Below are 25283 nucleotides of genomic sequence, written 5' to 3'. Positions count from 1 at the left end.
CGTCACCCCGGCTGCGAGGCATCGGACGTGCAGGGCTCGGCATCGTCCGCGCCGGCGGGGTCGCTCAGCGTCGCGCGGAATTCCGATGGGGTCTGCCCGACCTTCTTGCGAAAGGCGGTGGCGAAGTTCGCGGCGGTGGAAAAGCCGGTCTCTGCCGCGATGTCCGTGATGCTCAGCCGCGTGTCGGTCAACAGTTGCTGGGCGCGGTCCAGGCGCGCGTCGCGCAGGTGTTCGAACACCGTCTTGCCGAGCTGCCGGCGGAACGCGAGCGAGAGCTTTTTTTCGTAGGTGCCGACCTTGCGCGCGAGCTCCGGCAGCGTCGGCGGCGAGGCCAGGCACTGCGACAGATAGTGCGTGGCGGCGTTGACGATGACCTGTTCGGCGGTGAGCCGCGGCCGCGTGGCGGGTATGGCGGTGTCGCGCCGCTGGGCCGCGCGCTTGAGGTGGATCTGGATGCGCGCCAGCACTTCGGCCGGCGCGAAAGGCTTGAGGATGAAGTCCACGCCGCCGTTCTGCAGGCCGCTGAGCCGTTCTTCGAGGCTGCGGCTGGCCGACAGGAAAATGATCGGGATGTGCGCCGTCACCGGATCGTGCTGCAGCAGGCGGCACGCGGCAAAGCCGTCGGTGTGCGGCATGCGCAGATCCATGAGGATGAGATCGGGCGAGATGGCGGCGGCCCGCTTGTAGCCCTGGGTGCCGTCGAAAGCCAGCGCGATGCGGAAGTTCGCGCCACGGAGCAGTTCGATCAGGAGTCGCAGTTCGTCGGGATTGTCATCGACCAACAGTACGTGGTTGCGATGAGCACTTGCACGTAACATCGTTCGGAATCCTTGATCTTCACATTTTTGAACGCCTGATTTTCAGTCAGTCACATCATAGGCCTGCCGCGCAGCGCGTGTGCGCCAATAGCGGCTAGTCCATCTGGACTGCATCCAAATCACAACAATGGTCCAAACGCATGATTGCCAGCGTGATCTGCGTGCAGGTGCAGCATGCTGGCGGATCGTGCCGGCGCCGCGTGAAAGTAATATTGCGCGCGCCATTTGCCGTGTTGCCGCATATGTCCGCCGGCCCCGTTTCGCAGCACGAAACGCGCATGGCCGCGTGGCCGCCAGGGCGTGACGCGCGCGGCGGGCAGCGCCACCCGGGCGCGCGCATGCCAGCGCGTGGCCCGGCGCGGCCCGCGCGCGTATCGACGCTGGCCCGCCAGACAGGGGCGCGCGCAAAGGACGCCGGCGGGTCACCGGGGGCGACCTGGCGAGCGCGTTGCCGGCGTTTCGAGAGACGGAACGGCAGGGGGTGCCGGGGCTGTGGATCCTGGCAGCGCGGGCGGGCAGATGCTGCAATATTTGCGGATATCCGTTGCAAACATTTCAAGGCTGAAGCGTGGTGCAAGTGCGGCAAGGACTCCCGTGAGCGGGCCAGCCGGGCTTAAGTTTTGCGCTGCGCGTGCCGTATTGAGGGACGACGCGCAGGCATGGGCCCGGGCGCAAAGGGAGTGAGCGATGACGTCTGGCGTAGCGGGATCCAGCGGTTTCTGGCGCAATGGCCCCTCGACCGACATGCGCGCGGGCCGCGAGGGCGACGCGGCCCCGGCGGTGACGGCGGCATCCGGGGAGGCGCCCGCCGCCTCGTTCCGCGTGACGTTGAGCGACGACGCCTGGGACCGGCTGTACGAGCGCAAGCAGGCGCTCGACCGCCTGGCGAGCGCGCCGCAGCAGACCGACAAGGATCTGGCGCGGGCCCGCGTCGAAGAGATCAAGAAGCGCATCGAGAGCCTGAAGAAGCTCGTCATGTTCATGAGCCCGTCCGCGGCCAAGGGCGTGATGAACGAGATCCGCCAGCTCGCGGGCCAGTTGGCCGATGCGGCCGCCACGCTCAAGGCGGGCGGCGGCGGATCGGCCCAGGCGGGCGGCACGGTGATCCCGATCAACGTGGCGGTGTCCGCCGAAGGCGCCGCCGATGCGGCGACGGCGGGTGGCGCGGCCACGGCGGGCAACGCGTCGGTCGATGCGTCGGCGGAGGCGTCGGCGAGCGAGCCGGCGGCGGCCGCCGCGGCACCGGCCGCCGCCGCACCGGTCGCCGCCGCCTCGGCCGCCGCGGCCTATGCCGCGCAGCATGCCGCGGGTCACGCCGGTGAGGCAGGCGCGGACGCCAGCGCGGCCGAGGAACCGGATGCGGGCGCAACCGACGCGCAGGCCGACGACGCGGCCGCGCAGGCGGCCACGACGCAGCGCCAGGACGAGGCGCGGCAGCGCGACGACGACGCGAAGGCCCTGCGCGAGGCGGTCCGCGCGCTCAAGGCGCTGTTGGCGATGGTGCAGGCCAAGCTGCGCGACGCCGATGCCCAATCGCGTCGCGATGCCGACGACGCGCATGCACTGCTGCAACAGGCTGCGCGCGCAACCGAAGGGGGCGCCGCCTTGTCGCTGGTCACGGCGCCGACCGTCGACGTGCCGGCCGCGGCGCCGTCCGTGTCCGCCGCGTGAGGCTCGCCTGGCGCAGCCGCCGGGCATGAGCGCGGCGCGCATGCAATGAAAAGGGCCGGTGCAGACCGGCCCTTTTCATGCTCGCCAGCGCAGGCGTAGGCGGCGCCGCGGCCCGCTCAGAAGTCGGCGCTGAGCGAGAGCAGCACCGTGAGCGGCGCGCCCATCGACAGGCCTTCGCGCGCGGCCGATTGCCAGTAGTTCTTGTTGAACACGTTTTCCACCGTGGCGCGCAGCACCATCGGCGTGCCGTTGGCCTTGAAGGCGTAGCGCGCGCCCAGGTCCCAGCGCGTCCAGCCCGGGATGGTCTGGGTGTTGGCCGCATCCACGTACTGCTGCGTGGTGCGCAGCATGCGCACCGACAGGGTCAGCCCGTCGACGAACGGCGTGTCCCACTCCGCCGCCGCGTTGAACTGATAGCGCGGCACGGCCGGCGCATGATTGCCGTCGTTCACGCCGCCTTCGGTGCGGGTGAGCCGCCCGTTGGTGTACGCCACGCCGCCCAATAGCCGCACGCCGCGCGCGAGCTCGCCCTGGCCGAGCAGCTCCAGGCCGCGATTGCGCTGGCGACCGTCGGCCACGTAGCGCAGGCTGTCCGGATCGAGGAAGGCGCTGGGCTGGTCGATCTGGAAGGCGCTCAGCGTCACCGCATAGCGGCCGAAGTCGTACTTGGCGCCGACCTCCATCTGGCGCGACACGTCCGGCGCGAAGGTCTCGCCTTCGTTGAGCGTGCCGGCCGGCGCCGTGGCGCCCTGGCTCAGGCCTTCGATGTAGTTGCCGTAGAGCGACAGCTGCTGCGTGGGGCGCAGCGTCAGCGCGAAGGCGGGCGTGAGCTTGGACTTGCCATAGTCGGAGGCGCGGGTGCCGTCCGCCGCGTTGTAGTTGATCGACTGCACGCGCTGGTTGCGCAGGCCGGCGATCAGCTGCACGCGATCGTCGAGCATCGACACCGTGTCCGCCAGCGCCACGCTGTAGAGGCGCGTGCCGCTGGTGCGCGGCAGGTCGGTGGGGCGGGCCAGGTCGGCCGGCTCGTACAGATTGCTGAAGACGGTGGTCGAACGGATGCGCTTGGACGAATACTGCACATCGAGGAAGCTGGCGCTGAGCGTGGGCTCGTGGCGCAGCGGTCCCGTGTCGAAGCGGCCGCGCACGCCGACCTCGCCGGTCTTGCTGAGCAGGGCCTCGTTCAGGCGCGCCGGCACCGCGCCGATGTTGCCGTCGCCGTCGAGCATCAGCCAGCTGGTCTGCAGGCTGGCGAAGTCATGCTTGCGCGCGCCGAGCGCGCCGTACACCGTCCAGTCGGCGCTCACGTCGTACTCCGCCCGCACGTCGCCCGACCACTCCTTGGTGCGCCAGTACGTCCATGAGGGGAAGAAGTTCTTGCGCGCGTCCGGTGCGCGCGGGATGTCGATGCCGGTGCCCGGCGGGAACAGCAGGCCGCTGCGCGCGCTGGTGTCGCGATACTGATAGTTGACGTCGCCCTCGATGCGAAAGCGATCGGCGCGGTAGTCCAGGCCCAGCGATACGGCGCCCAGTTCTTCCCTGGCGCCGCTGATGCCGAGCTTGCCATCGCTGCCCGCCACGTTCAGACGCACGCCGAACTCGTTGGCGTCGCCGTAGCGGCGCGCCAGGTCGGCATGCGCGCCGAACTGGCTGTCGCCGATGTACGAGAGCGTCATCCGGTTGAGCGGCTCGTCGCCTGCGCGCTTGGGCACAAGGTTGATCGAGCCGCCCACCGACCCATAGGGCGCCATGCCGTTGAGCAGCGCGTTCGGGCCGCGCAGCACTTCCACGCGTTCGATGCCGACGAGCGAGGTGGCGTTGCGCGGCGAGACGCCATACAGGCCGTTGTAGGCCACGTCATAGTTGAAGAGCGTGAAGCCGCGGATGTTGAACTCGTCGCGGCCCGCGCCGCGCGAATACGTGTTGCGCACCGACGGATCATTGACCAGCACGTCGCCGATGTTCTGCGCCTGCTGGTCTTCGATCAGCTTGGACGTGTATTGCGTCACGCTGAACGGCGTGTCCAGGTTGCTGCGCTCGCCGAGCAGGCCGATCCGCCCGCCGGTCGCGGTCTGGCCGCCGGCGTAGACAGGCGGCAGCGCGTCGGCGAACGCGTTGGCGCTCACCGTGACCGTCTCCAGCTCGGTCGCGCCGCCCTGCGGCAGCGGGCTCAGGCGGTATTGATTGGCACGCTCCGCTGTCGCGCGCAGACCGGTGCCGGCCAGGGCCGCCGCCAGCGCATCGTGGCGCGTGTGGCTGCCGCGCACGCCGCCGCTCTGGCGTCCCGCGACCAGCTCCGGCGTGGCCGCCAGCAACAGCCCGGTCTGGCTCGCCAGCTGGGCCAGCACCTGGTTGAGCGGGCCGGCCGGGATGTCGAACTGCTGCACCTGCGTGGCGCTGCTGGCGCCCGCGCCCTGTGCCCGGGCGGCGGGGCCCCAGGCGGCAAGCAGCGCCGCGGACACGGCCAGCGGCAGGGCCAGGTGGCGCAGACGGTGCTGCGCGGGGACGGACGGCGTGGCGCCGGACGAAGAATGAGCGGACATGACGAACCTGTGCGTGCGAGGGATGAGGTGGCGAGTCCCGCTCGCGGACGGCGGTGGGCCGGTGCGACGGGACGCTCTGCCTGCCTGATCGAACGAGGCCGCCAAAGCCGGAACCACCGTTACAACTTTCCTGCCGCGGCGCCCCGATCCGCCCTCACGAGGCGCGAGCGTAGCGCATCCGCGCGGGCGGGGCGGCATGCCGGTGCCGGGTTCGCCGACCCGCGCTGGCGGGGCAAATGGAACGATCCCGGCCCGTTTGCCACCTATGGAAGGTCTTCATCCGGATTTCGCCATGTCTCTGCGCCGCACCACGCTCTGCCTCAGCCTCGCCGCCGCCTACGGGCTGGCCGCGCCGTTGCAGGCCCATGCGGGCGGCGCGGGAGGCAACGGCGATCCGCTGTTCCAGGGCGTCGGCGGCGCGAACGCTTCGCCCGGCGCGGGCTACGGTGACGGCGGCAACGCCGGGCAGGCGGGCACCGGCTGGTTCGCGACCGGTGGCAACGGCGGCAATGGCTCGGCCGGCGTATCGGGCACCCACACGAACGGCGACGGCGGCGCCGGCCTGCTGTACCGGCTCGGGCCCTACACCACCATCGGCAGCGGCACGATCGAGAGCGGCGGCGGGGGCGGCGGCGGCGGCAGCATCGTCCTGACCGGCGGCGCCAAGGGCACCGCCATCGGCGGCAATGGCGCCGTGTCGCTGGTGCTCACGGGCGCGGGCGGGGAGGGCAGGACCTCGATCAACGCCGCCACCCTGATCGGCGGCGGTGGCGGTGGCGGGGGCAGCGTCGTCCAGGACGAGATCATGACGGCCGGCCGGCCGGACACCTGGCGCGCCCGAGGCGGCGACGGCGCCGCGGCGGTGCAATGGCTCAACGGGCAGGCCTCCTTCCTCAACACCGGCGCGCTCTGGGGCGGGGCGGGCGGCGGCGGCGGCGCGGTGGGCGAACGCTACGACGTCAACTGGGGCTTCGTCGGCGACGGCGGCAATGGCGGGTCCGGGCTGGTGATGTCCGGCACCCAGCAGCGCTTCATCAACCAGGGCGCGGTCTATGGCGGCAATGCCGGGGCCGGCTTCACGAGCGGCGTCGCGGGCCGTGCGGTGCAGCTCGATGGCAGCCAATCCGAGATCGTGCAGGCGGGCCGCATGGAAGCGGGCCGCGACGCCTACGGCAACTACCAGGACGCCGTCGTGATCGCGGGCAACGACAACACGCTGACCCTGGTCGAGAACTCGATCACCATCGGCAATGTGCGCTACACCGGCACGAACAACTGGCTGCGCATCGGCGGCGGCAGCACCGCCGCCGTGGTGCTCAACGGCAATCTGGCGCTGGGCGCCGGCAACACCTACAGCGTGCGCGCCGCGCCCAATGCGGCCGATCGGCTGGTCGTGACGGGCGGCGCCAACCTCGCCGGCGCCGCTTTCTACCTCGAGGCCGCACCCGGGGCCTACACCGAGCGCTACAGCCAGGTCGTGCTGCGCGCCGACGGCACCTTCAACCAGACGCGCTTCGCCAGCGCCTCGACCAATCTGGCCTACCTCAGCTTCGACCTGGTGTATTCGGGCGACGACCGGGAGCTGTTGCTCAACCTCGGCCGCACCGTCATCCCCGAGGAAGGCAGGGCCGTGCGCTTCGCCGACCTGGTCGCCGGCCGCAACGCGCAGGCCGTGGCCGACGCCGCCGAGACGCTGGGCGCGGGCAACGCGGTCTACGACGCGGCCATCAACCTGCCCACCGGCGCGCCGCAGGGCTTCTTTTCCGCGCTGTCCGGCGAAGCCCACGCCGGCGTGAGCGCCGGCCTGGCCAACCTGGCCGGCACGGTGAGCGCGGTGCCGCTCGATCACCTGCGCGGCAATCTCGGCGCCGGCATGGCGGCCGGCGCGCCGACCGCCGCGGCGGGCACGAGCGACGCGGCGCCGTCGGCGGCCAGCCTGCCGTCGTCCCTGGCCCGGCCCGCCTGGGCCCAGGTGGTGGGCAACTGGCAGCGCTTCGGCGCCACCGGCGACACGCAGGCCATGCGCCAGCACACGGGCGGCGTCTTCGTCGGCGCCGACCACGCCCTGGGCGACGGCTGGCGCCTGGGCGGGGCCCTGGGCTACACCGATTCGAAGCTGACGGTCGACAGCCTCGCGAGCCGCGCCGACGTCTCCAGCTACAGCGCGATCGCGTACGGCGGCAAGGCGGTCGCGCTCGGCGCCGGCACGCTCAAGCTGATGGCGGGCGCCTCCTACACCTGGCACGACATCGGCACCGAGCGCCGCGTCGATGCCGGCGGCCTGAACCAGCAGCTCGACGCCGACTACGGCGCCAGCACCACCCAGCTGTTCGGCGAGGCGGGCTATGCCTTCGGCGCGGCGCGCGGCCTGACGCTCGAACCCTATCTCGGCCTGGGCTGGGCGATGCAGCGCACGCGCGGCTTCGCCGAATCGGGCGGCAGCGCGGCGCTGTCGGGCGAGGCGGTGCACAACAACACGCGCAAGGCCACGCTGGGCCTGCGCGCCCGCCAGGAAGTGAACTGGGGCGGCACCGCCGCGGCCCTGAGCGCGGGGCTGGGCTGGCGCCACGCGTTCGGCGACATCCGGCCCGAGAGCCGGCTGGCCTTCGATGCCGGCGAGTCCTTCACCGTCACTGGCGCGCCGATCGCGCGCAACGCGGCGTTGGTGGAGCTGGGCGTCGAGGCGCAGGTGTCGCGCGGCGCCTCGCTGGGGCTGTCGTACGCCGGCCAGTTCGGCGGCGGCAACCGCGACCAGACGGCCTCGGCCACGGTGCGCTGGCGCTTCTGAGGCGGCGTCGCGGGCGGCTCGGGACAGCGGCGCGTTCAGTCGCGTTTTCGTGCTTTCCGGCGCCGGTCGTGCACGCGCCACCCGCGTCCGGGTCGGCTGCCGCCCGGCGGCGCCCGTGCGCCGGGCCGCGCGGACCCATCGGGTATCATTGCGCCAGCAAAAAACACCGGCACGGCGTCGGGCGCCTGCGCGCATCGCCTGCCGTTTCGCGTCCTGCCGCCATGCCGTCCGGCCCGCCACCGGCAGGTCTGGGCGCCGCCCCGTTTCCTCCGATACCCACCTCGCATGCCCCTCATTGAATTCACGCTCGCCGAAGGCAGCCCCTATATCGAAGTCAATCAGCTCCTGAAGGCCACCGGCGTCTGCGACAGCGGCGGGGCGGGCAAGGCGCTGGTCGCCGAAGGGCACGTCAGCGTGGGCGGCGCGGTCGAAACGCGCAAGACCGCCAAGATCCGTGCCGGCCAGATCGTCGATTGCGGTGACGTGCGCATCGTGGTGCGCGCCGCTGCCGACGTCGCCGACGACTGATCTCCCTCACGCCTCACGCTGCGAGCCGCCATGAAACTCAAGATGTCCAAGAATTCCATCTTCGCCGTGCTGCTGCGTTCGCCGTGGTGGATGAGCGCCGGGGTGGCCGTGCTGCTGAGCGCGGGCGGCTTTGCCGCCCTGCCCAAGGACCTGGCGCCGATGGGGGTGTTCGCGGCGGTGCCTTTCGCGGTGATCTCGCTGATCGCGCTCTACCGCCAGTTCAAGCGGCCGTCGGATGCGCGCGTGCTGGCGGTGGCCGAAGCCACGGCCAATATGCCGTGGAACGAGTTCGTGAAGATCATCGAGGCGGGCTTCCAGCGCGACGGCTGTCAGGTCGAACGGCTCAACCTGCCCGGCGCCGATCTGGCCCTGACCAAGGACGGCAACGTGGCCATCGTCAGCGCCAAGCGCTGGAAGGCCGCACGCGTGGGCGTCGAACCGCTGCGCGAACTGCAGGCGGTGCGCGAGAAGCGCGGCGCGCACGAGGCCATCTTCATCGCGCTCGGGGATGTCTCCGACAACGCGTGGCAGTATGCCCGCGCGCAGGACGTGGCGCTGATGGCCGCGCCCGAGCTGGCCAAATTGTTGCGCGATCAACGGTTCGCGCAGTAAGCGTTCTGCTATGGTCTCGTCTTCCCGCCCATCCGGCGGCGAGACGCGGCGCACGGCGGTGGCCGCGCCGCCCTCCCTACGGATCCTCCCGCCATGTCGCTGCTATCGATACCCAGCCCCGCCCAGACCCAGCCTTACGCGGTGGGCCAGCTGTGGCAATACCATGCCCGGCCCGGCGAATCGGCGTCGCGGGTGCTGATCAACCTGATCGAGACCGCGCCCCTCCTGGGCCACATCTTCCACATCAGCGTGCTCGACGTGGCCGTCCGGAACCCGCGCAGCGCCAGCGGCCTCACCGACGAGCTGCCGCATTTTCCGGTGTCCGAAGAAACCCTGCAGAAGAGCCTGACGCAGCTCGACGGCACGCGCGAGCCGCTGGCGGATCATCGCGAGGGCTATCGGGTCTGGCGCGAGGCGTTCGACAAGCAGGAGGCGGGGGTCTTCACGCTGTCCGTCGCCGAGATCGTCGATCTCATCGAGCGCGCGGCGAATCAATAGGCGCCGACGGCCGCGGCTCACGCGCGCGGTTTCCCGGCGTCCGGCGGCGGCGCCACCGCGGCGGGCGGCATGCCCAGTTCCGCCTTGAGGCTGGCGGCCAGGCTGCTCCAGGTCTTTGCGTTGCTGCCCTGCGTGCGCGCATACCAGCGGCGCGCGACCGCCTCGCCCATCTCCGCGGGCAGGCACAGGTTCTCGGCCCAGGCGCCGCCCATGCCGCGGGCCTGGCCCAGCGTCACGATCAAGCGATCTCCGTCCTTCACGTCCGTCTCCCACCCAACGCACGGACGCCACCGGGTCGCACGGCGGGAACCGGGCGGACGGTGCCCGCGTCGCTGCCCCCGTGGCACCGTCGCCGCGCGGTCCGGGCCGCCTGGCCGGCAGCGTCCTGCCCCGGGCCATTCGCGTGCGTCACCACGGCGCCAGCATGAGGATGGCCCCGATCGCGACGATCGTGGCGACGACGTACAACAAGAAGTTGCGATTCCGCAAAATGCTGCCCTCCGGATGCTGCGCGCAAGGCGCGAGACCGTTGCGTCCGCAACCGGCGCTCCCGGATACAACTACGCTGGGTGCGGCGTTGTCCTCAGGCCTGTGCGACGCCGAACCCGGGCCAGGCGCACCCGCCGGATCGCGCCGGCCTCCGTACTCTGCCTCTCCGTGGCGGCCGCGCACAAACGACGAGGGCCGCGCTTGCGCGCGGCCCTGCGGGCATCGGGGCGGGCGCCTTACTTCTTGTCGACCGCCTGGTGCAGGGTCTTGGCCATGTCCAGATGCTGCTTCAGCGCCGGCAGGGTGTCGGCAGCGAACTTCTTCACGTCCGCGTCCTTGGCCTCCTTGCTGGCCTTCTCGAACAGCTTGACGGCATCTTCGTGCGCCGACACGCCGATCTCTTCGGCATAGGCCTTGTCGAAGCCGTCGTCGCGCATGCCCAGCGTCTTCAGGCGGGCCTGCTGCATCATCGAGGGGCCGGTGGGCGGCTCGTAGCCCTTGCTCTTGGCGAGCGTGGCGAGCTGCTGGCCGACCTTGCCGTGGTCGTCGATCATCTTCTGCGCGAAGGTCTTCACGTCCTGGCTATGCGCCTTTTCGAGCGCCAGCTTGCTGCCCTCGATCTCCAGGTGGCCGGACTGGGCCGCGTTCTCGAGAAAGTCGCGATCGGCGCTGTCGAGCTTGGCATCGGCCGCCTTGGGCGTGGCCGCGGCGGGCGCGTTCGGGCTGGCCGAACCGGTCTGTGCCTGCGCGGCGAGCGGCAGCGAAAGGGCGAGGGCGGCGCCGAGCGCGAGACGGGTGAAGGTCGATTTCATGAGTGCTCCTTGGTAGGCATGAGGCATCAGGGGAAAACAGGGTGGCGCGATCAGGCCAGGTCCGGCGCCTTGTCGGGCGACACGGGGCGACCGTAGGCGTCGCGATCGGGCGCGGTCTTGTTGCCGCCCGCCGGGTAACCGGAGTTCGAGTCGGGGTCGGGGTTGTGCTGCGTCGCGGGATCGATGTCCTTGACCTTCGCGGGCAGATGTTCGGTCTGTCCTTCGGGTTGATGCGGCATGAGAGTCTCCTGCGGTGAATGTCCGGGCTGTTCAGCAATTTGCGCTCCCGAGGCCGGATCGGGCCGTTGCGATGCGGGGCGAGCGGCAGGAATGGCGGTTGCGTGAACACGCGACGCGCGCCGGTGGCGGCGCCGGAACCTTCATAGGAGTAAGACCATGGCCGGAAAGACCCTCAAAGACCTGTTCGTCCACGAGCTTTCGGATGTCTATAGCGCCGAGAAGCAACTCACCCGCGCCCTGCCCAAGATGGCGCGCGCGGCCACCGACCCCAAACTTGCCGAAGCCTTCACCGCGCACCTGGAGGAGACGCGCGGCCAGGTCGAGCGCATCGACCAGATCGTGGAGGGCAGCGATTTCCGTCTCAAGCGCATCAAGTGCGCCGCGATGGAGGGGCTGGTGGAAGAGAGCAAGGACATCATCGACGAGATCGAGAAAGGGCCCGTGCTGGACGCCGCGCTGATCGCTGCGGCGCAGAAGGTCGAGCATTACGAAATTGCCAGCTACGGTACGTTGTGCACTTTTGCCAAGCAATTGGGCGAGACCAACGCGCTGACGCTGTTGAAGGAAACGCTCGCGGAAGAGAAGTCGACCGACGAGAAGCTCAGCAAGCTCGCGCTGACCCAGGCGAACGCCGAGGCGGCCGCAGTCGGTAAGGCGCGCTGAGCGCGCCGCGAGGGCTGGCGCCGGGGCCGGCGCCGGCCGTCCGCGGTCGTGGGGTCAGAGCGACACGCGCGCGGAGGGCGACACCCACGCGCTGCAGCCCGACGGTGTGGCCGCGCCGCTGACATAGAGCGCGCCGGCGCCATACAGCGCGATGCGGTCGCGCAGGGCAAGCCCGTGCAGCACCCAGACTCCCCCGTCCGCGCTCGACCATACGACGCGGGCGTCGCGCTCGGCGAGCGACTGGATCAAGGCGGCGGGCGAGGCGCCGGGCCGCAGGGTCACGACCGTCGTGCCCAGGTCTTCGCGCGGCGGAAACAGATTGAGGGCGGCCGCGCCCGCAATCAGCAGGCCGAGCGCAGCCGCGCCGCGGCGCGAACGCGCGGGCGGGCCCGCGCCGTCGCCACGCTGCATGCGCCAGCCAACCAGCAAGGGCAGCAGGCCGAACACGACCAGCCAGCCGAGGTCCCACAGCAGCGGCACCTCCGTGTCCATGCGGATCCGGTGGATGCCGAGCAGCCAGTGCGACACTACCGCGTCGATCGCGTGCCAGCCGCCGAAGCCCATCCAGAAAGCACCCCACAGCCGTCGCCGCTGTCCGTTCATCGCGGCGCGCGCGCGGTGCAGTTGCCACAGGCCCAGCGCGGCGACGACATACATGAGCGCGTGGAACAGCCCGTCCACCGTGACCTGCATGCGCAGGCTGGCGTAGGGGCCGGACTGGATGGCCGACAGCAGATGGTGCCATTGCAGGATCTGGTGCAACAGAATGCCGTCGAAGAAGCCGCCCATGGCGAATCCGAGCAGCAGGCCGGCGCGCGTCAGACCGGTGTCGGCGCGCATCATGCCTCCTCCCCACGAACCGCACGCGCGGCATCGTCATGCGCGCCGCGCCGGCGCCGCCAGCACAGCGCCGCCGCCCCGATGGCCATGCCGAACGCGAGGTAGGCCACCCCGATCGCCGAGCGCGGCAGGCGATGTTCGAAGCCCGGGGTGAGGCGTTGCGGCGTGAAGCAGAAGTCCACGACGCAGGCGACCGCGGCCGTGACCAGTCCGCCCGCCAGCGCCCCGCCCAGCGTGCGCGCGCCGGGCAGGTCCTGCGTGGCGCGCGCGTGCAGCGTGGCCCAGAAGATCGAGGCGCCATGGTGCACCGCATAGCCCACCGCCGTGTGGCGCAGCGTGGGCGCGTTGGCGTGCAGCGCGGGCCGACCCCAGAGCCATTGGCTGGTGGCATTGGTGGCGGCGACCGTATGGCCGGCATGGTGCCGCCCGCTCGCCATGAGTACCGCCGTCGACAGCAGGCTGGCGGCCGTGCCGCTGCGCAGGCCCTCGGCGAGGGCGGATGGCCAATTCGACATGATGTCTCCTGAAGGAATGGGGCGGGCACAGGGGTTGCTGCCAACGCCGGGGCGCGACGCGACAGGGGCCGGCGCGTGACGGGCACGCCCCGACATCGAGCGAGGAACGCATGAAGATTCTGCTGACCGGGGCGACCGGCTTCATCGGCCGTCATCTGCTCGGCGCGCTGACCGACGCGGGCCACGCGGTAGTCTGCCCGGTGCGGCGCGTGCCCGACGGCGCCGCCGGCGAGCGAGCAAGCTTCATTCCCGCGCAGTTCTCGCGCATGACACGGGCGCAGGATTGGCGCGCACTCTTGCGCGGCGTCGACTGCGTCATCAACGCGGCCGGGGTGTTCGACGCCAGCGCCAAGGAATTCGCCGCCGTCCACGTGCGCGCGCCGCTGGCCTTGTTCGACGCCGCGCGTCAGTGCGGCGCGCGCGTGATCCAGATCTCCGCACTGGGCGCCGATGCGCGGGCGTCGACCGCGTTCCTGCGCACCAAGCGGCGCGCCGACGACGCCCTGCGTGCGGCCGGGGCGCCCGCCTTCATCGTGCAGCCGTCGCTGGTGTATGGGCCGGGCGGCACCAGCGCGGCCTGGTTCGAACGGCTCGCGCTCCTGCCATGCCTCGCGCTGCCCGGGGGCGGCCGACAGCGGGTGCAGCCCGTGCATGTCGACGACGTGGTGGCCGGCATTCTGGCGCTGCTCGATGCGCCCGCCCGGGGCGTCGCCACGCTGGCCTTCTGCGGGCCCGCCCCGCTCAGCCTGCGCGCCTATCTCGGCGCGTTGCGAACGGCGCTCGGCGGCGTGGGCCGGCCGCGCGTGGTCGGCGTGCCGATGGCGCTGTGCCTGGCGGCGGCGCCGCTGGCCTCGCGGCTCACGGGCGGGCTGTTGAGCCGCGCCAGCCTGCTCATGCTGGCGCGCGGCAGCGTGGCCGACCCCGCGCCATTCGCCGCGCTGCTGGGCCGGCCGCCGCGCGCGCCGCAGCGCTTCGTCGACCCGGCCGAGCGCACGGCGCGGCATGCACAGGCGGTGCTCGGCGTCGCGTTGCCGGTGCTGCGTTGGTGCATCGCGCTGGTGTGGCTCTGGACGGCCGCCGTGTCGTTCGGCCTGTATCCGCCTGCACAGAGCGTGGCGATGCTGCGCGACGTGGGCGTGGGCGCGGCGCTTGCGCCCTACGCGCTGTACGGCGCGGCGGCGCTGGATCTCGTGTTCGGCATCCTGACGCTGGCGTGGCGCGGGCGCGGGCGACGCTGGCTCTGGCTCGCGCAGGCGCTGCTGATCGTGGGCTACACCGTCATCATCAGCCTGCGCCTGCCCGAGCAATGGCTGCATCCCTTCGGGCCGATCTCGAAGAATCTGCCCATGCTGGCCGGGCTGTGGCTGCTTTGGCTGCACGACGCGCAGCGGCGCGGGAGATGAGTATGGATTATGTCTGGGTGAAGTTGCTGCATATCCTGTCGTCCACGCTGCTGTTCGGCACCGGCGTGGGCTCGGCCTTCTACCTGCTGTGCGTGGCGATGCAGGGCGAGGCCCGGGTGGTCGCGAGCGTGGCGCGCTTCGTGGTGGTCGCCGACTGGCTCTTCACGGCCACCACCGCGCTGCTGCAGCCGCTCACCGGCTTCTATCTCGTGCACCGGATGCAGCTGCCGCTGTCCACGCCCTGGATTGCGTGGTCGCTGGGCCTGTATGCGGTGGCCATCGCCTGCTGGCTGCCGGTGGTGCGCCTGCAGATCCTGATGCGTGACAGCGCGCAGGCCAGCGTGGCCGCGGGCCAGCCGCTCTCGGCCGGTTTCCGGCGTCACTTCCGCGCCTGGTTCGTCCTGGGTTTCCCCGCGCTGGGCGCCTTCCTGGCGATCTTCTGGCTGATGGTGTTCAAGCCGTCCTGACGGCGCGACCGTTGTCCGCGCAACGTCTGCGGGCGCAACCGTCGCAACACGCCTTCAGCCGGGCTGGCCCACGCGCAGTGCCACGCCGTCGCGCTGCGGATCGGCGCCGCCCTGCAGGACGCCGTGCATGCGCGAGACGAGGTGAGGCGCCGCGAAGGCGTAGCTCTGGTACGAGCGCTGGATCGACTGTCCCTGCGCCGCGAGCGCGTCGGTGACGTAGCGCGGAATGCGGTTGGACACGTCGATGGCGTTGCCGGTGACCGAGATGCGCGGTGCGGCCACGGCCTCGAACGGGCTCATGCCGAAGTCCACCAGGTTCACCACCGTCTGCGTGAGCGCCGACGGAATCGCCGTGCCGCCGGGTGCGCCGAGCGCGGCCTGCACCTCGCCGTCGCGCCACAGCAGCAGCGGGCACTGCGAGCTGGTGCGGCGCTTGCCCGGCCCGATCGAGGCGGCGCGGCCGGGGCGCGGATCGAAGCCGCTGAGCAGCCCGTTGTAGAGAAAGCCCAGGCCATCGGTGATGACGCCCGAGCTGGTGCCCAGGCTGTGCGTGAGCGTGGCGGCATTGCCGTCGGCGTCGATCACGCACACCTGGGTGGTGTCGCGCGGCTCCGCGCCGATGCCCGGCGCCAGCCGCGCCACGTCGGCCGCGGTCTGCGCGCGGATCCGCCCGGCGATGTCCTCGGCATGCGCCCGCGACAGCAGGTGCTCGACCGGGACGTCCACGAACTCGGGGTCGCCGATGAGCGTGTCTTTGTCGATCGTGATCCACTTCAGGGTCTGGGCCAGCAGCGCCAGGTAGGCCGCGCTGTTGTGCCCGAGCGCGGCCACGTCGAAGCGGCCGAGCACGTGCAGCGCCTGGATCAGGGTCAGCCCGCCGGCGGGGGGCGGAAAGCCGGCCACGCGCCAGCCGCGGTATTCGCCCCAGATCGGCGCCATCTCCGACACCCGATAGTCGCGCAGGTCGGCGGCGCACAGCAGGCCGCCGTGGGCCTGCATGTCTTCGGCGATGCGGGCGGCGATTTCGCCGTGATAGAAGTCGGCGGCGCCGGCCCGCGCCAGGTGTCCGAGCGTGGCGGTGAGGTCGGGGTTGTGCAGCCGCTCGCCGGGCCGCTTGAACTGGCCGTCGGCGCCCAGGTAGACCTTGCGGCCGGTGGCGCTGAGCGCGAGGCGCGCGTTCGTTTCGAGCATGCCGCCGCGGGCGCGGTCGAGCGCGCCGTACTGGTACATGTGCGGACGCACCACCACCCCCTCGCGCGCATGGGCGAGCGCGGGCGCCAGCGCGTCGGCAAACGACCAGGTGCCGTAGCGCGCCAGGGCATGGTCCAGGCCGGCGAGCGTGCCCGGCGTGCCGATCGACTGGTAGCCGGCCTCGTTGACGTTGCCCTCGACCACGAAGGCGTAGCCGTCCGGGGTTTCGTTCAGCGGCAGGCCGGCCCAGATGCCGGGGTGCGCGGCGGCCGGCGCGCGTGCGCAGAAGTCGATGCAGGTGTGCACGCCGCGGCCGGGCAGGGCGATCTGCAGCGTGCCGTAGCCGGCGATGCCGGCCATGAGCGGGTCCACCACGCATTGAGTGAAGGCGGCCGCGACGGCCGCGTCCACCGCGTTGCCGCCATCGCGCAGCACGCGCGCGCCCGCCTCGGCGGCCTCGGGCTGCGCGGCGCAGATCATCGCCTCGCGCTCAGCCATGCCGCGCTCCGCTGGCCTCGCGCAGCGCCAGGATGAAGGCGTTGAGCTCGGCGTCGCGATCGGGCTCGTTGGCGCTCACGTAGCGCGGCTCGGGATAGGCGGCCAGCTGCACCACGGCCAGCTGTGCGGCAGTGTCGATGAAGATGCGCTGGCCGGAGTGGCCCATCGCCATCATCGCGCCGTCGTCGCGCAGCCACCAGGAGTAGCCATAGGCCGTCAGGCCCAGCGCCTGGCGGTGCGCCGTGTGCAGGTCGGCCGGAATCTCGAACGCGGCCGTGCCGGACTGCGCCACCCAGCCTTGCGGCAGGATGCGGCGGCCCGCGACCACGCCGTCGTCGAGCACGAACTGCGCGAAGCGGCCGATGTCGCGCAGCGTCATGCCGGCGCGGCTGCCGCCGATCTCCTGGCCCGCGTCGCTCTCGAGCGTGTAGAACGCGTCGAACTCCATGCCGCAGGGCTGCCAGATCCGCTGCGACATGTAGTCGGCCAGCGTGCCGCCGGTGGCCGCGCTCAGCACGGCGCCCAGCAGGTAGGTGTCGCCGGTGTTGTAGTGCCAGACCTGGCCGGCCGCGTGCGCGCGATGGCAGGCGCGCAGCAGCGTGAGCACGCCGCCCGGCACCTTGTCGGCCAGCGACTTGCTGTAGCGGTTCACGTGCGAACGCTTGTCGGTGTAGTTCTCCTCCCACGCGATGCCCGACGACATGGTGAGCAGGTGCCGGATGGTGACGGCGTCGTAGGCGCAGCCGGCCAGCGCGGGCACGTACTTCGTGACCGGATCGTCGAGGCTCGCGATGGCGCCGTCGTGCAGCGCGGCGCCCGTGAGCATGGCGGTCATGGACTTCACGGTCGACATGGTCGACCAGCGCTCGTGCGGCTGGAAGCCCAGGCCATAGCGTTCGAGCACGATATGGCCGCGGTGGATCGCGATCAGGCCCGCCACATTGTTGCGGTCCATCAGCTCGCCGACGTCGCGGCTCTCGCCGGCGAACGTGTAGCGCACGTCGATCCCGGGCGCGCGCGGCAGCGGCCTCGGCGATTCGCCACGGCGGATCGTGCGGGTGGCGAACAGGCGGTCGACGATGCGATAGCCATATGACTGCAGGCAGGGCGGCCACAGCAGGAAGTCTTCGCCGCGCGGCAGGTGCTCGACCGGCTCGGCCAGCGGCGGGGAGTGTATGTCGGTCATGGGAGTTCCAGAAAGCGAAGGCCGGGCCTGCCGCCCGGCCTGGATCAGTCGTTGCGGATGCCGAGACGCTTGACGATGGGGCCCCACACCTCGGCCTCGGTCTTCATCGATTGCGCCACGGACTCGGGGCCCAGGGCCTTGGGCGCGGTCATGTAGATCTCGTCCATCTGCTTGCGCACCGCCTCGTCGGCCCAGAACTTGCGCGTGGCCTCCGTCAGGCGCTGCACGATTTCCGGCGGGGTGCCCTTGGGCGCCATCAGGCCATACCAGGCGTCGCCGGGAAAGCCCTGCACGCCGACCTCGGCGATGGTGGGCACGTCGGGAAACTGCGCGACGCGGTCGGTGCCGAAGATCACCAGCGGCACCGCCTTGCCGGTCTTGACCTGTGGCACGGCCCCGGTGAGGGCATCGGAGGTGAGGTCGATCTGGCCGCCGATCAGGTCCATCATGGCCGGCGCCGCGCCCTTGTACGGCACGTGCGACATCTCCAGCTTGAAGTGTTCGGCGAGAAACGCCACGTTCAGGTGGGTCGAGTTGCCGATGCCGGCCGAGCCGTAGTTCAGGCGGCCCGGGTTGGCGCGCGCCTGCTTCACGAGGTCGTCCACCGAACGGATGCCGGTGCCCGGATTGGCGACCAGCACCTGCGAGGTGCCGGCGATCTTGGTGACCGGATCGAAATCGCGGGTGGGGTCGTAGGCCAGCTGCGCGTAGGTGAAGGGGTTCACCGACATGTTGGAGGTGCTGCCGAACAGCAGCGCGTAGCCGTCGGCGGGCTGCTTGGCGACGTAGGCGGCCGCGATGCTGCCGTTGGCGCCCGGCTTGTTCTCCACCACCACCGTGCCGCCGATGGCCTTGCCCGCATAGGCGGCCCAGCCACGCGCCAGCGCGTCGGCCGCGCCACCGGCGGCCACCGGCACATAGACCGAGACCGGGCGGGCCGGCCAGTCCGCCGCGGCCGCGGGCGCGGCGCAGGCAAGCGCCAGCGTGCCTGCGGCAGCCAGGCCGAGCAGGCGTTGAAGAAGGGGAGATGCCAACTGCGGAAGCGGGGAACCGAGGGCCATGGCCGGATGCTCCAGAGGAAATCGGAAGTGAAGGTCCGCATTCTGGTGGCGCTTTTCCATGACGTCCAATGCATAATTCGTCATCGAACCATAATCAGAACGTCATAGTTCGGAGGGGCGGACATGAACCTGCAGCAGCTGGAACACTTCCTCGTGCTCGTTGAAACCCAGTCTTTCAGCCGTGCGGCGGCCAAATTGCACATGACGCAGCCGGCGCTGAGCCGCAGCATCCACGCGCTCGAAGAGACGCTGGGCGGGCGCCTGCTGGAGCGCGACAAAGGGAAAACACTGACGGCGTTGGGCGAGCTGGCCATCGTGCGTGCGCGCCGGATCCGGGTGGAGCTGGCCGAGCTGCGCCGCAGCGCCAGCCTGCTCGACGATTATGCGGGCGGCACCCTGCGGCTCGGGTTGGGGCCCACGCCCACCGCCATCCTGTCGTTGCCGCTGCTGCGCGAGATGAAGGCGCGCTATCCCGCGATCAAGCTGCTCCTGAGCGGCGGCACGCCCGACATGCAGGTGCAGGAGCTGCGCGAGGGCGCCGTCGATGCGCTGGTGGTGCACCGCAATCACATTCCCGCCGACGCCGACCTGCACCTGCGCTTCTTTCCGCGCACGCCGCTGGGCTTCGTGGTGCGCACCGGCCATCCGCTGGCGCGGGCGCGCTCGCTCGACTTCGATGCGTTGCGGCGCTACGCGGTGGCGGCCAGCGGCCGCGCCATGAGCGACGAGGTGATGCACCGGCTCAATGCCTACTTCGGGCCGCCCGTGCACTTCATCGATGCGATCCAGTACCAGTCGAACGACATCACCGCGCTCGTCGATCTGGTGCGCACCACCGACACGGTGTTCTTCGGCGTGCTGCAGGTGGCGCAGCCCGCCATCGAGCGCGGCGAGCTGGTGCACATCGACGTGCGGCCGGCGCTCGAGCTGTCGTCGCAGTTCGTGTTCGTGACGCTCGAAGGCAAGACCCTGCCGCCCGCGCTGGTGCGGCTCGGCGAACTGTGCCGGCACCACATGTCGGGCGCCGTCGATCCGCAGTCGGGTTGAGGCGTGCGCGCGGCTCAGGCGCGCATGCGCTTGAGTATCGCCATGCCCGCGGCGATGGTGTCGTCGCCGGCCGTGATCTCGCCCTGCACGAACACCAGCGACGACGTGGCGCGCGACACGCGGCCGCGCGCCTCCAGAAACTGGCCCGGCCGCGCGGCGGTGAGGTATTGGGTATCGAGTTGCACGGTCACGCAGGGCTGGCGCGAGACGTGTTCCCAGGCGATCGCGCTCAGGCCCTGGTCCATCAGCGTCGCGATGAGGCCGCCGTGCACCAGCCCGGCGATGTTCGCATGCTGCGGGCCGGTCAGGAGACCATAGGCCCAGTGCCCGTCTTCGCGACGGGTCCAGATCGGCCCCACGTGGGCCGAGAAACCCTGGCCGGCACGCTCGGTCCAGCCCGCGTCGCGCAGCGCCTGCGCGGTGATCGTTGCGCGTGTCATCTCAGCTCCGTGCGGCCAGCAGTTGCGACAGCCGTTGCGCCTCGGCCTGCAGATCGCGGGCGAGGGCCTGTGCCTTTGCCGCGCCCAGGTGGGTGGACAGGCCGGCACCGACCAGCGAGTGGGTCAGCCGGCCGGCAGCGTCGAGCACGGGCACGGCCACGACCGTGACGCCGTCGATGTAGTTGCCGCGGTCGATGCTGTAGCCCTTGGCGCGCGCCTGGTCCACGTCCTTGCGCCAGCTCTCGATATCGGGCGCCTGGTCCCAGCGCAAGGCCTTGAAGCGCCGCTCGACCTCGGCATCGCCGATGCCGCCGAAGGCCGCCACCAGCCGGCCCGTGGCGCTGATCAGCGCCGGAAAACGGCTGCCCACGTCCACGTGCAGCCGGAACGGCGCATGCGAACGCGAGAGCGCCAGCACCACCATGTGATCCTGGCCGGCGATCTCCACGCCGATGGCCGTGACGTTGGCTTCCTGCGACACGCGATCGAGCGCCGGCTGCACGAGCGCGGGAAAGGGGCTGCTCTCGATCACGCTGCGCGCCAGCGTGAGCATGCCCACGCCGAGGCTGTAGCGCTTGCTGCCGGCATCGACCTTGACCAGGCCTTCGTCGACCAGCACGCGCAGGATGTGCAGGCAGGTGCTGGTGACCATGCCCAGCTCGTCCGAGATCGTCTTGAGCGTGAGCGCTTCGCCGCCGCGGCCCAGCAGACGCAGGATCGCGATGGCACGCGTGACGGCGGGCACTTCGCGTATGCGCGGGCCCGCTTTCCGGTCGGCTTCGATCGCTTCATTCATGCGCAGGATTCTCCATTCGTGAGGGCACAGGATACGCCGGATCGACGCCATCGCGCCGCGCTTTCTCTTCACAATGATTGTACTAATACAATCAATAAACGTCATTGACAATTTAATCGGCGGCGCGCAAAGTGAGCCTCACCAGAACGAGGAGACATGGCGTCATGACCCGATTGACGGATTACCTCAGTTACGCCGAGGCCCAGGCGCACTGCACGCCCGAGCGCCTGTGGGAGCTGTTCGACGGCGACCGCGGCCACATGAACATCGCGCACGAATGCATCGACCGCCATGCCGGCAGCGGCCGGCCCGCCATCATCCTGGTCAAGGCCAACGGCGAGGATGAGACGCTGGGCTTCGACGAACTGGCGCGCGACGCGTCGCGTTTCGCCCACGCGCTGGCGGCCCGGGGCATCGTGCCGGGCGACCGGGTGGCCGTGATGCTGGAGCCGTCGCGCGAGTTCTACGTGGCGCTGTTCGGTGCGATCAAGCGCGGCGCCATCGCCGTGCCGCTGTTCACCTTGTTCGGGCCCGATGGCATCCGGCTGCGCGTGGAGGATTGCCGGCCCCGGCTGCTGGTGACCAACGCGGAGAAGGCGCCGCAGGTGCCGGCCTTGCCGGGCCTGGAGATCATCGTGGCGGACGCCGACTTCCTGCCCGGCCTCGCGTCGTATCCGGATCGCTATGCGCCAGAGAGCAGGGCCGACGACCTGGCCATCTTCCAGTACACCTCGGGCACCACCCGCGAGCTGCCCGACGCGGTCAGACACAGCCATCGCGCGCTGGTCACGCTCATGCTGGCAACGCTCTACGGCACGGGCGTGCGGCCGGGTGACCGCTTCATGTGCCCCTCGTCGCCGGCCTGGGGACACGGCCTGTGGCACGGCACGCTGGCGCCGCTGGCACTCGGCGTCACCATCGGCGCCTATGCCGGCAAGTACAACGCCGAGTGGCTGCTGCGCGCGCTGCAGGAGCACCGCTTCACCAACCTGTCGGCGGCCGCCACGCACTACCGCATGATGCGCAATTCCGGCGCGGCGGCGCGCTACCGCTACCACCTCGACAAGCTGTCGTTCACCGGCGAGCCGATCGACAGCGAGACCGCCGAGTTCGTGGCGCAGACCTTCGGCCGCCCGGCCTGCAGCATGTACGGCACCACCGAGATCGGGGTCTGCCTGGTCAATTACCCGGGCGCGCCCGACTTTCCGGTCAAGCCGGGCTCGCTGGGCAAGGCGGTGCCCGGGCTCACGGTGCAGGTGCAGGACGCCAGCGGCGCGCCGTGCCCGCCCGGCGTCACCGGCGAGATCAAGCTCTGGCGGCGCGGCGCCTGGGTGCCCACCAAGGACCTGGGCCGTGTCGATGCCGATGGCTACTTCTGGCACGGCGGGCGGGCCGACGACGTGATCATCTCGGCCGGCTGGACCATGAGCGCGGTCGAGATCGAAGACGCCATCCTCAAGCACCCCGACGTGACCGAGGCGGCCGCCATCGGCGTGCCGGACGCGCTGCGCGGCCAGGTGGTGAAGGCCTTCGTGGTGGCGCGCCGCGCGGGCGACGAGGCGTTCATCCAGGAGATTCAGGATGCGGTGCGCACGCAACTGAGTCAGCACGAGTATCCCCGGCAGGTCGTGTTCGTGGCCGAGTTGCCCAAGACGCCCGCCGGCAAGATCCATCGCAAGAAATTGCGTGAGCAGGAAGTTGCAGTTGCTCCCCCCGCCACGGCCGCGGCCGTGCAGTGACCCTACATTCCACGGAGACACCATGTTGACCCAGACGCAAACGCCCCGCAGCTTTCCCAAGATCACCGAACGCGGCCTCGAGGAACTGCGCGACCGCATCGGCGTGAAGATCGGCGCCACCGCCGAACCCTGGTGCTACGAAGCCACCCGCGACAACATCCGCCACTACGCCCACGGCATCGGCGATGACAATCCGCTGTGGTGCGACCCGGAGTACGCGGCACGCTCGCGCTTCGGCGGCATCGTGGCGCTGCCCAGCTTTCTGTTCTCCACCAGCCGCATCGTGTCGGGCTACGTGGGCGGCCTGCCGGGCGTGCACGCCATGTGGTCGGGCGCCGACTGGAGCTGGCACAAGCCGGTGCGCCGCAACGACACCATCTCCACCGAGGCCTACCTGAAAGACCTGGTCGAGCACGAAACCCGCTTCGCCGGCCGCGCCGTCCAGCAGATCTATCACGTCGACTTCTTCAACCAGGAAGGCGACAAGGTGGCCGAGGCCGACAGTTGGTGCTTCCGCACCGAGCGCGACCACGCCCGTGAACAGGGCAGCAAATACAAGGAAGTGCGCGCGCGCGAACCGCGCCGCTATTCCGAGGCGGAGATCCGCGAGGCCTACAAGCTCTATGCCCAGGAGGAGGTGCGCGGCGCCAACACGCGCTACTGGGAAGACGTGACCGAGGGCGAGGCGCTGCCCGTGCTGTTCAAGGGCCCCATGACCGTGACCGGCTTCATCGCCTTCGCGCAGGGCTGGGGCGGCCTCTACATCCGCGCCAACAAGATCGCCTGGCAACTGATCGACGCCCATCCGGGCGTGGGCATCACCAACCGCTTCGGCATTCCCGACGTGCCCGAGCGCGTGCACTGGGAAGAGGACTTCGCGCTGGAGGTGGGCGCGCCGGGCGCCTACGACTACGGTCCGGAGCGCAACTCCTGGCTCACGCACCATCTCACCAACTGGATGGGCGACGACGGCTTCCTGCGCAAGTCGCACTGCAAGATCCGCCGCCACAACCCCGAAGGCGATATGCTGTTCTTCAAGGGCCGCGTCAAACGGAAGTACGTGGAAGACGGCCGGCACCTCGTGGAGATCGAGCAGGAGGCCCGCAACCAGGACGACGAGCTCTCCGTGCTCGGCACCGGCGTGGTGGAGCTGCCGTCGCGCGCCTGACCGGCGCCCTTCCGGACACCCCGGTTCGCGCCGGGGCCCCATCGCTTGGAGGCGACCATGTCCGAAGCTTCCGTACCGCAGGGCGGCGCGCTCGCCGGCCTGAAGATCGTCGACCTGTCGCGCGTGCTGGCCGGCCCGCTCTGCACGCAGATGCTGGCCGACAACGGCGCCGACGTCATCAAGATCGAGCCGCCCTCGGGCGACGAGACCCGCACGCTCGGGCCGCCGTTCGCGGCCTCGGGCGACGCGGCGTATTTCAGTGCCGTCAATCGCGGCAAGCGCGCGCTGGCCCTCGACCTGTCGCGGCCCGAGGGCAGGGCGGTGCTGCTGGCGCTGCTCGAAGAGGCCGACGTGCTGGTCGAGAATTTCGTCCCCGGCACGATGGCGCGCTGGGGCCTGGACTACGAACAGACGCTGGCCGCGCGCTTTCCGCGCCTGGTGTATTGCGCGATCTCCGGCTTCGGCGCCGACGGCCCGCTGGGCGGGCTGCCCGGCTACGACGCGATCCTGCAGGCCATGTGCGGCCTGATGAGCGTGAACGGCGAGCCGGCCTGCGGCCCCACCCGCATCGGCATCCCCATCGTCGACCACCTCACCGGCTACACGGCCATGACCGGCATCCTGATGGCGCTGGTCGAGCGCGCCAGGAGCGGCCGGGGCCAGCGCGTGGAGGCCACGCTGTTCAACACCGCGCTCAGCCTGCTGGTGCCGCACGCGGCCAACTGGATGGAGTCGGGCGCGGCGCCGGGGCTGCTCGGCAGCGCCCATCCCAACATCGCGCCCTACGACAAGTTCCAGTGCCGTGACGGGCCCGTGTTCCTCGGCATCCTGAACGACCGGCAGTTCCGCCGCTTCTGCGATTATCTCGGCCTGGCCGAGGCGCTGGCCGACGAACGCTACGCGCACAACGCGGGCCGGCTGCGCCATCGCGACGCGCTGCGCGCCATCATCGAGAAAGCCCTGGCCGGCCACGAACGCCAGCCCCTGTGCCAGGCGCTGATGGGGCTGGGCGTGCCGGCCGGTCCGGTCAACAGCGTGCCCGAGGCGTTTGCGCAGCCGCACGCGGCGGCCATGCGCGTGGGCGAGGGCGGCTATCGGGGCGTGGGCCTGCCCAACCACCTGAGCCGCACGCCCGGGGCGCCGGGGCGCGCGCCGCCCCGGTTCGCCGAACACACCGAGCAGATTCTGCAGGAGGCCGGGTTCGACCCGGACCGCATCGCGCAGTTGCGCGAGAGCGGCGCATTGCCTGCCGCCCCATAGACGGGCGGCA

Annotated in this window: 24 protein-coding genes; 12 read left to right on the top strand and 12 right to left on the bottom strand. The window is 70.9% G+C overall.

The annotated features are described in order from the left end of the window. Nucleotides 1-2 precede the first annotated feature (2 nt). On the bottom strand, nucleotides 3-818 hold the full coding sequence (locus tag CEG14_RS14040) for a response regulator transcription factor (RefSeq protein WP_094826956.1): 816 nt from the start codon (nucleotides 816-818) through the stop codon (nucleotides 3-5). A 687-nt stretch (nucleotides 819-1505) separates the two neighbouring features. On the opposite strand from CEG14_RS14040, the gene CEG14_RS14035 reads away from it, so the two are divergent. Further along, complete coding sequence (locus CEG14_RS14035) at nucleotides 1506-2489, top strand: hypothetical protein (protein WP_143277211.1); 984 nt, start codon at nucleotides 1506-1508, stop codon at nucleotides 2487-2489. A 116-nt stretch (nucleotides 2490-2605) separates the two neighbouring features. On the opposite strand, the gene CEG14_RS14030 is transcribed toward CEG14_RS14035, so the two are convergent. Then, on the bottom strand, nucleotides 2606-5032 hold the full coding sequence (locus CEG14_RS14030) for a TonB-dependent receptor (RefSeq protein ID WP_094826954.1): 2427 nt from the start codon (nucleotides 5030-5032) through the stop codon (nucleotides 2606-2608). A gap of 292 nt (nucleotides 5033-5324) precedes the next feature. On the opposite strand from CEG14_RS14030, the gene CEG14_RS14025 reads away from it, so the two are divergent. From CEG14_RS14025 to CEG14_RS14010, 4 genes are all read left to right on the top strand, one after another. Next, nucleotides 5325-7820, top strand: coding sequence for an autotransporter family protein (locus CEG14_RS14025; protein WP_256985700.1), 2496 nt, complete (start codon nucleotides 5325-5327; stop codon nucleotides 7818-7820). A gap of 285 nt (nucleotides 7821-8105) precedes the next feature. Further along, a complete protein-coding gene (locus CEG14_RS14020) occupies nucleotides 8106-8348 on the top strand; it encodes an RNA-binding S4 domain-containing protein (protein WP_094826953.1) in 243 nt (80 codons plus the stop codon). 30 nt (nucleotides 8349-8378) lie between these two features. Then, nucleotides 8379-8960 carry a restriction endonuclease gene (locus CEG14_RS14015; protein ID WP_094826952.1) on the top strand — a complete coding sequence of 194 codons (582 nt, stop codon included), beginning with the start codon at nucleotides 8379-8381 and terminating at the stop codon, nucleotides 8958-8960. A gap of 93 nt (nucleotides 8961-9053) precedes the next feature. Next, nucleotides 9054-9458, top strand: coding sequence for a hypothetical protein (locus CEG14_RS14010; RefSeq protein WP_094826951.1), 405 nt, complete (start codon nucleotides 9054-9056; stop codon nucleotides 9456-9458). 17 nt (nucleotides 9459-9475) lie between these two features. On the opposite strand, the gene CEG14_RS14005 is transcribed toward CEG14_RS14010, so the two are convergent. The 3 genes from CEG14_RS14005 to CEG14_RS13995 all read right to left on the bottom strand — a co-directional run bounded on the left by CEG14_RS14005 (nucleotide 9476) and on the right by CEG14_RS13995 (nucleotide 10998). Further along, complete coding sequence (locus CEG14_RS14005; RefSeq protein ID WP_141243344.1) at nucleotides 9476-9718, bottom strand: hypothetical protein; 243 nt, start codon at nucleotides 9716-9718, stop codon at nucleotides 9476-9478. A 465-nt stretch (nucleotides 9719-10183) separates the two neighbouring features. Further along, entirely contained in the window at nucleotides 10184-10759 is a 576-nt protein-coding gene (locus CEG14_RS14000) for a DUF4142 domain-containing protein (protein ID WP_094826949.1), read from the bottom strand. A gap of 50 nt (nucleotides 10760-10809) precedes the next feature. Next, a complete protein-coding gene (locus CEG14_RS13995) occupies nucleotides 10810-10998 on the bottom strand; it encodes a hypothetical protein (protein WP_094826948.1) in 189 nt (62 codons plus the stop codon). Between the two features lie 157 nt (nucleotides 10999-11155). On the opposite strand from CEG14_RS13995, the gene CEG14_RS13990 reads away from it, so the two are divergent. Further along, a complete protein-coding gene (locus CEG14_RS13990; protein WP_094826947.1) occupies nucleotides 11156-11662 on the top strand; it encodes a YciE/YciF ferroxidase family protein in 507 nt (168 codons plus the stop codon). A 54-nt stretch (nucleotides 11663-11716) separates the two neighbouring features. On the opposite strand, the gene CEG14_RS13985 is transcribed toward CEG14_RS13990, so the two are convergent. After that, complete coding sequence (locus tag CEG14_RS13985; protein ID WP_094826946.1) at nucleotides 11717-12505, bottom strand: DUF2243 domain-containing protein; 789 nt, start codon at nucleotides 12503-12505, stop codon at nucleotides 11717-11719. After that, on the bottom strand, nucleotides 12502-13017 hold the full coding sequence (locus CEG14_RS13980; RefSeq protein ID WP_094826945.1) for a hypothetical protein: 516 nt from the start codon (nucleotides 13015-13017) through the stop codon (nucleotides 12502-12504). The genes CEG14_RS13985 and CEG14_RS13980 overlap by 4 nt, the downstream gene beginning before the upstream one ends. Before the next feature lie 110 nt (nucleotides 13018-13127). Between CEG14_RS13980 and CEG14_RS13975 the strand changes: the two genes are divergently transcribed. Continuing rightward, the gene (locus tag CEG14_RS13975; RefSeq protein WP_094826944.1) at nucleotides 13128-14420 is read left to right on the top strand and encodes an SDR family oxidoreductase; all 1293 of its coding nucleotides are present in this window, start codon (nucleotides 13128-13130) and stop codon (nucleotides 14418-14420) included. 2 nt (nucleotides 14421-14422) lie between these two features. Continuing rightward, nucleotides 14423-14887 carry a DUF2269 family protein gene (locus CEG14_RS13970; protein WP_094826943.1) on the top strand — a complete coding sequence of 155 codons (465 nt, stop codon included), beginning with the start codon at nucleotides 14423-14425 and terminating at the stop codon, nucleotides 14885-14887. Nucleotides 14888-14941: 54 nt separating this feature from the next. On the opposite strand, the gene CEG14_RS13965 is transcribed toward CEG14_RS13970, so the two are convergent. From CEG14_RS13965 to CEG14_RS13955, 3 genes are read right to left on the bottom strand one after another with little or no spacing between them, the layout of a single operon-like run. Continuing rightward, nucleotides 14942-16576 carry a gamma-glutamyltransferase family protein gene (locus tag CEG14_RS13965; protein WP_256985699.1) on the bottom strand — a complete coding sequence of 545 codons (1635 nt, stop codon included), beginning with the start codon at nucleotides 16574-16576 and terminating at the stop codon, nucleotides 14942-14944. Next, on the bottom strand, nucleotides 16569-17762 hold the full coding sequence (locus CEG14_RS13960; protein ID WP_094826942.1) for a serine hydrolase domain-containing protein: 1194 nt from the start codon (nucleotides 17760-17762) through the stop codon (nucleotides 16569-16571). The genes CEG14_RS13965 and CEG14_RS13960 overlap by 8 nt, the downstream gene beginning before the upstream one ends. 44 nt (nucleotides 17763-17806) lie before the next feature. Then, on the bottom strand, nucleotides 17807-18823 hold the full coding sequence (locus tag CEG14_RS13955; protein ID WP_256985698.1) for a Bug family tripartite tricarboxylate transporter substrate binding protein: 1017 nt from the start codon (nucleotides 18821-18823) through the stop codon (nucleotides 17807-17809). A 123-nt stretch (nucleotides 18824-18946) separates the two neighbouring features. Between CEG14_RS13955 and CEG14_RS13950 the strand changes: the two genes are divergently transcribed. Next, nucleotides 18947-19870: a LysR family transcriptional regulator gene (locus CEG14_RS13950; protein ID WP_094826941.1), complete on the top strand. Its 924-nt coding sequence runs from the start codon at nucleotides 18947-18949 to the stop codon at nucleotides 19868-19870. 14 nt (nucleotides 19871-19884) lie between these two features. Here CEG14_RS13950 and CEG14_RS13945 read toward each other — a convergent pair whose 3' ends face one another. Both CEG14_RS13945 and CEG14_RS13940 read right to left on the bottom strand, forming a co-directional pair. Further along, entirely contained in the window at nucleotides 19885-20310 is a 426-nt protein-coding gene (locus tag CEG14_RS13945) for a PaaI family thioesterase (RefSeq protein ID WP_094826940.1), read from the bottom strand. 1 nt (nucleotide 20311) lies between these two features. Next, nucleotides 20312-21106: an IclR family transcriptional regulator gene (locus CEG14_RS13940; RefSeq protein ID WP_094826939.1), complete on the bottom strand. Its 795-nt coding sequence runs from the start codon at nucleotides 21104-21106 to the stop codon at nucleotides 20312-20314. Nucleotides 21107-21270: 164 nt separating this feature from the next. Between CEG14_RS13940 and CEG14_RS13935 the strand changes: the two genes are divergently transcribed. Genes CEG14_RS13935 through CEG14_RS13925 form a run of 3 tightly spaced genes read left to right on the top strand, consistent with a single transcriptional unit; the run spans nucleotide 21271 to nucleotide 25273 of the window. Beyond that, the gene (locus tag CEG14_RS13935) at nucleotides 21271-22845 is read left to right on the top strand and encodes an acyl-CoA synthetase (RefSeq protein ID WP_094826938.1); all 1575 of its coding nucleotides are present in this window, start codon (nucleotides 21271-21273) and stop codon (nucleotides 22843-22845) included. A 22-nt stretch (nucleotides 22846-22867) separates the two neighbouring features. Next, the gene (locus tag CEG14_RS13930; RefSeq protein WP_094826937.1) at nucleotides 22868-24013 is read left to right on the top strand and encodes an FAS1-like dehydratase domain-containing protein; all 1146 of its coding nucleotides are present in this window, start codon (nucleotides 22868-22870) and stop codon (nucleotides 24011-24013) included. A gap of 57 nt (nucleotides 24014-24070) precedes the next feature. Continuing rightward, complete coding sequence (locus CEG14_RS13925) at nucleotides 24071-25273, top strand: CaiB/BaiF CoA transferase family protein (protein ID WP_094826936.1); 1203 nt, start codon at nucleotides 24071-24073, stop codon at nucleotides 25271-25273. Nucleotides 25274-25283 lie beyond the last annotated feature (10 nt).

The sequence above is a fragment of the Bordetella genomosp. 1 genome (assembly GCF_002261335.1).
Taxonomy (GTDB): Bacteria; Pseudomonadota; Gammaproteobacteria; order Burkholderiales; family Burkholderiaceae_B; genus Bordetella.
The sequence above is the reverse complement of the archived record's forward strand: the minus strand, read 5'-3'. Positions and strand labels throughout refer to the sequence as shown.

Bases quoted from the DNA above. Each gene is read 5' to 3' on its own strand.
- CEG14_RS14040 (WP_094826956.1), bottom strand. From the start codon at position 818: ATGTTACGTGCAAGTGCTCATCGCAACCACGTACTGTTGGTCGATGAC.
- CEG14_RS14035 (WP_143277211.1), top strand. From the start codon at position 1,506: ATGACGTCTGGCGTAGCGGGATCCAGCGGTTTCTGGCGCAATGGCCCC.
- CEG14_RS14030 (WP_094826954.1), bottom strand. From the start codon at position 5,032: ATGTCCGCTCATTCTTCGTCCGGCGCCACGCCGTCCGTCCCCGCGCAG.
- CEG14_RS14025 (WP_256985700.1), top strand. From the start codon at position 5,325: ATGTCTCTGCGCCGCACCACGCTCTGCCTCAGCCTCGCCGCCGCCTAC.
- CEG14_RS14020 (WP_094826953.1), top strand. From the start codon at position 8,106: ATGCCCCTCATTGAATTCACGCTCGCCGAAGGCAGCCCCTATATCGAA.
- CEG14_RS14015 (WP_094826952.1), top strand. From the start codon at position 8,379: ATGAAACTCAAGATGTCCAAGAATTCCATCTTCGCCGTGCTGCTGCGT.
- CEG14_RS14010 (WP_094826951.1), top strand. From the start codon at position 9,054: ATGTCGCTGCTATCGATACCCAGCCCCGCCCAGACCCAGCCTTACGCG.
- CEG14_RS14000 (WP_094826949.1), bottom strand. From the start codon at position 10,759: ATGAAATCGACCTTCACCCGTCTCGCGCTCGGCGCCGCCCTCGCCCTT.
- CEG14_RS13995 (WP_094826948.1), bottom strand. From the start codon at position 10,998: ATGCCGCATCAACCCGAAGGACAGACCGAACATCTGCCCGCGAAGGTC.
- CEG14_RS13990 (WP_094826947.1), top strand. From the start codon at position 11,156: ATGGCCGGAAAGACCCTCAAAGACCTGTTCGTCCACGAGCTTTCGGAT.
- CEG14_RS13985 (WP_094826946.1), bottom strand. From the start codon at position 12,505: ATGATGCGCGCCGACACCGGTCTGACGCGCGCCGGCCTGCTGCTCGGA.
- CEG14_RS13980 (WP_094826945.1), bottom strand. From the start codon at position 13,017: ATGTCGAATTGGCCATCCGCCCTCGCCGAGGGCCTGCGCAGCGGCACG.
- CEG14_RS13975 (WP_094826944.1), top strand. From the start codon at position 13,128: ATGAAGATTCTGCTGACCGGGGCGACCGGCTTCATCGGCCGTCATCTG.
- CEG14_RS13970 (WP_094826943.1), top strand. From the start codon at position 14,423: ATGGATTATGTCTGGGTGAAGTTGCTGCATATCCTGTCGTCCACGCTG.
- CEG14_RS13965 (WP_256985699.1), bottom strand. From the start codon at position 16,576: ATGGCTGAGCGCGAGGCGATGATCTGCGCCGCGCAGCCCGAGGCCGCC.
- CEG14_RS13960 (WP_094826942.1), bottom strand. From the start codon at position 17,762: ATGACCGACATACACTCCCCGCCGCTGGCCGAGCCGGTCGAGCACCTG.
- CEG14_RS13955 (WP_256985698.1), bottom strand. From the start codon at position 18,823: ATGGCCCTCGGTTCCCCGCTTCCGCAGTTGGCATCTCCCCTTCTTCAA.
- CEG14_RS13950 (WP_094826941.1), top strand. From the start codon at position 18,947: ATGAACCTGCAGCAGCTGGAACACTTCCTCGTGCTCGTTGAAACCCAG.
- CEG14_RS13945 (WP_094826940.1), bottom strand. From the start codon at position 20,310: ATGACACGCGCAACGATCACCGCGCAGGCGCTGCGCGACGCGGGCTGG.
- CEG14_RS13940 (WP_094826939.1), bottom strand. From the start codon at position 21,106: ATGAATGAAGCGATCGAAGCCGACCGGAAAGCGGGCCCGCGCATACGC.
- CEG14_RS13935 (WP_094826938.1), top strand. From the start codon at position 21,271: ATGACCCGATTGACGGATTACCTCAGTTACGCCGAGGCCCAGGCGCAC.
- CEG14_RS13930 (WP_094826937.1), top strand. From the start codon at position 22,868: ATGTTGACCCAGACGCAAACGCCCCGCAGCTTTCCCAAGATCACCGAA.
- CEG14_RS13925 (WP_094826936.1), top strand. From the start codon at position 24,071: ATGTCCGAAGCTTCCGTACCGCAGGGCGGCGCGCTCGCCGGCCTGAAG.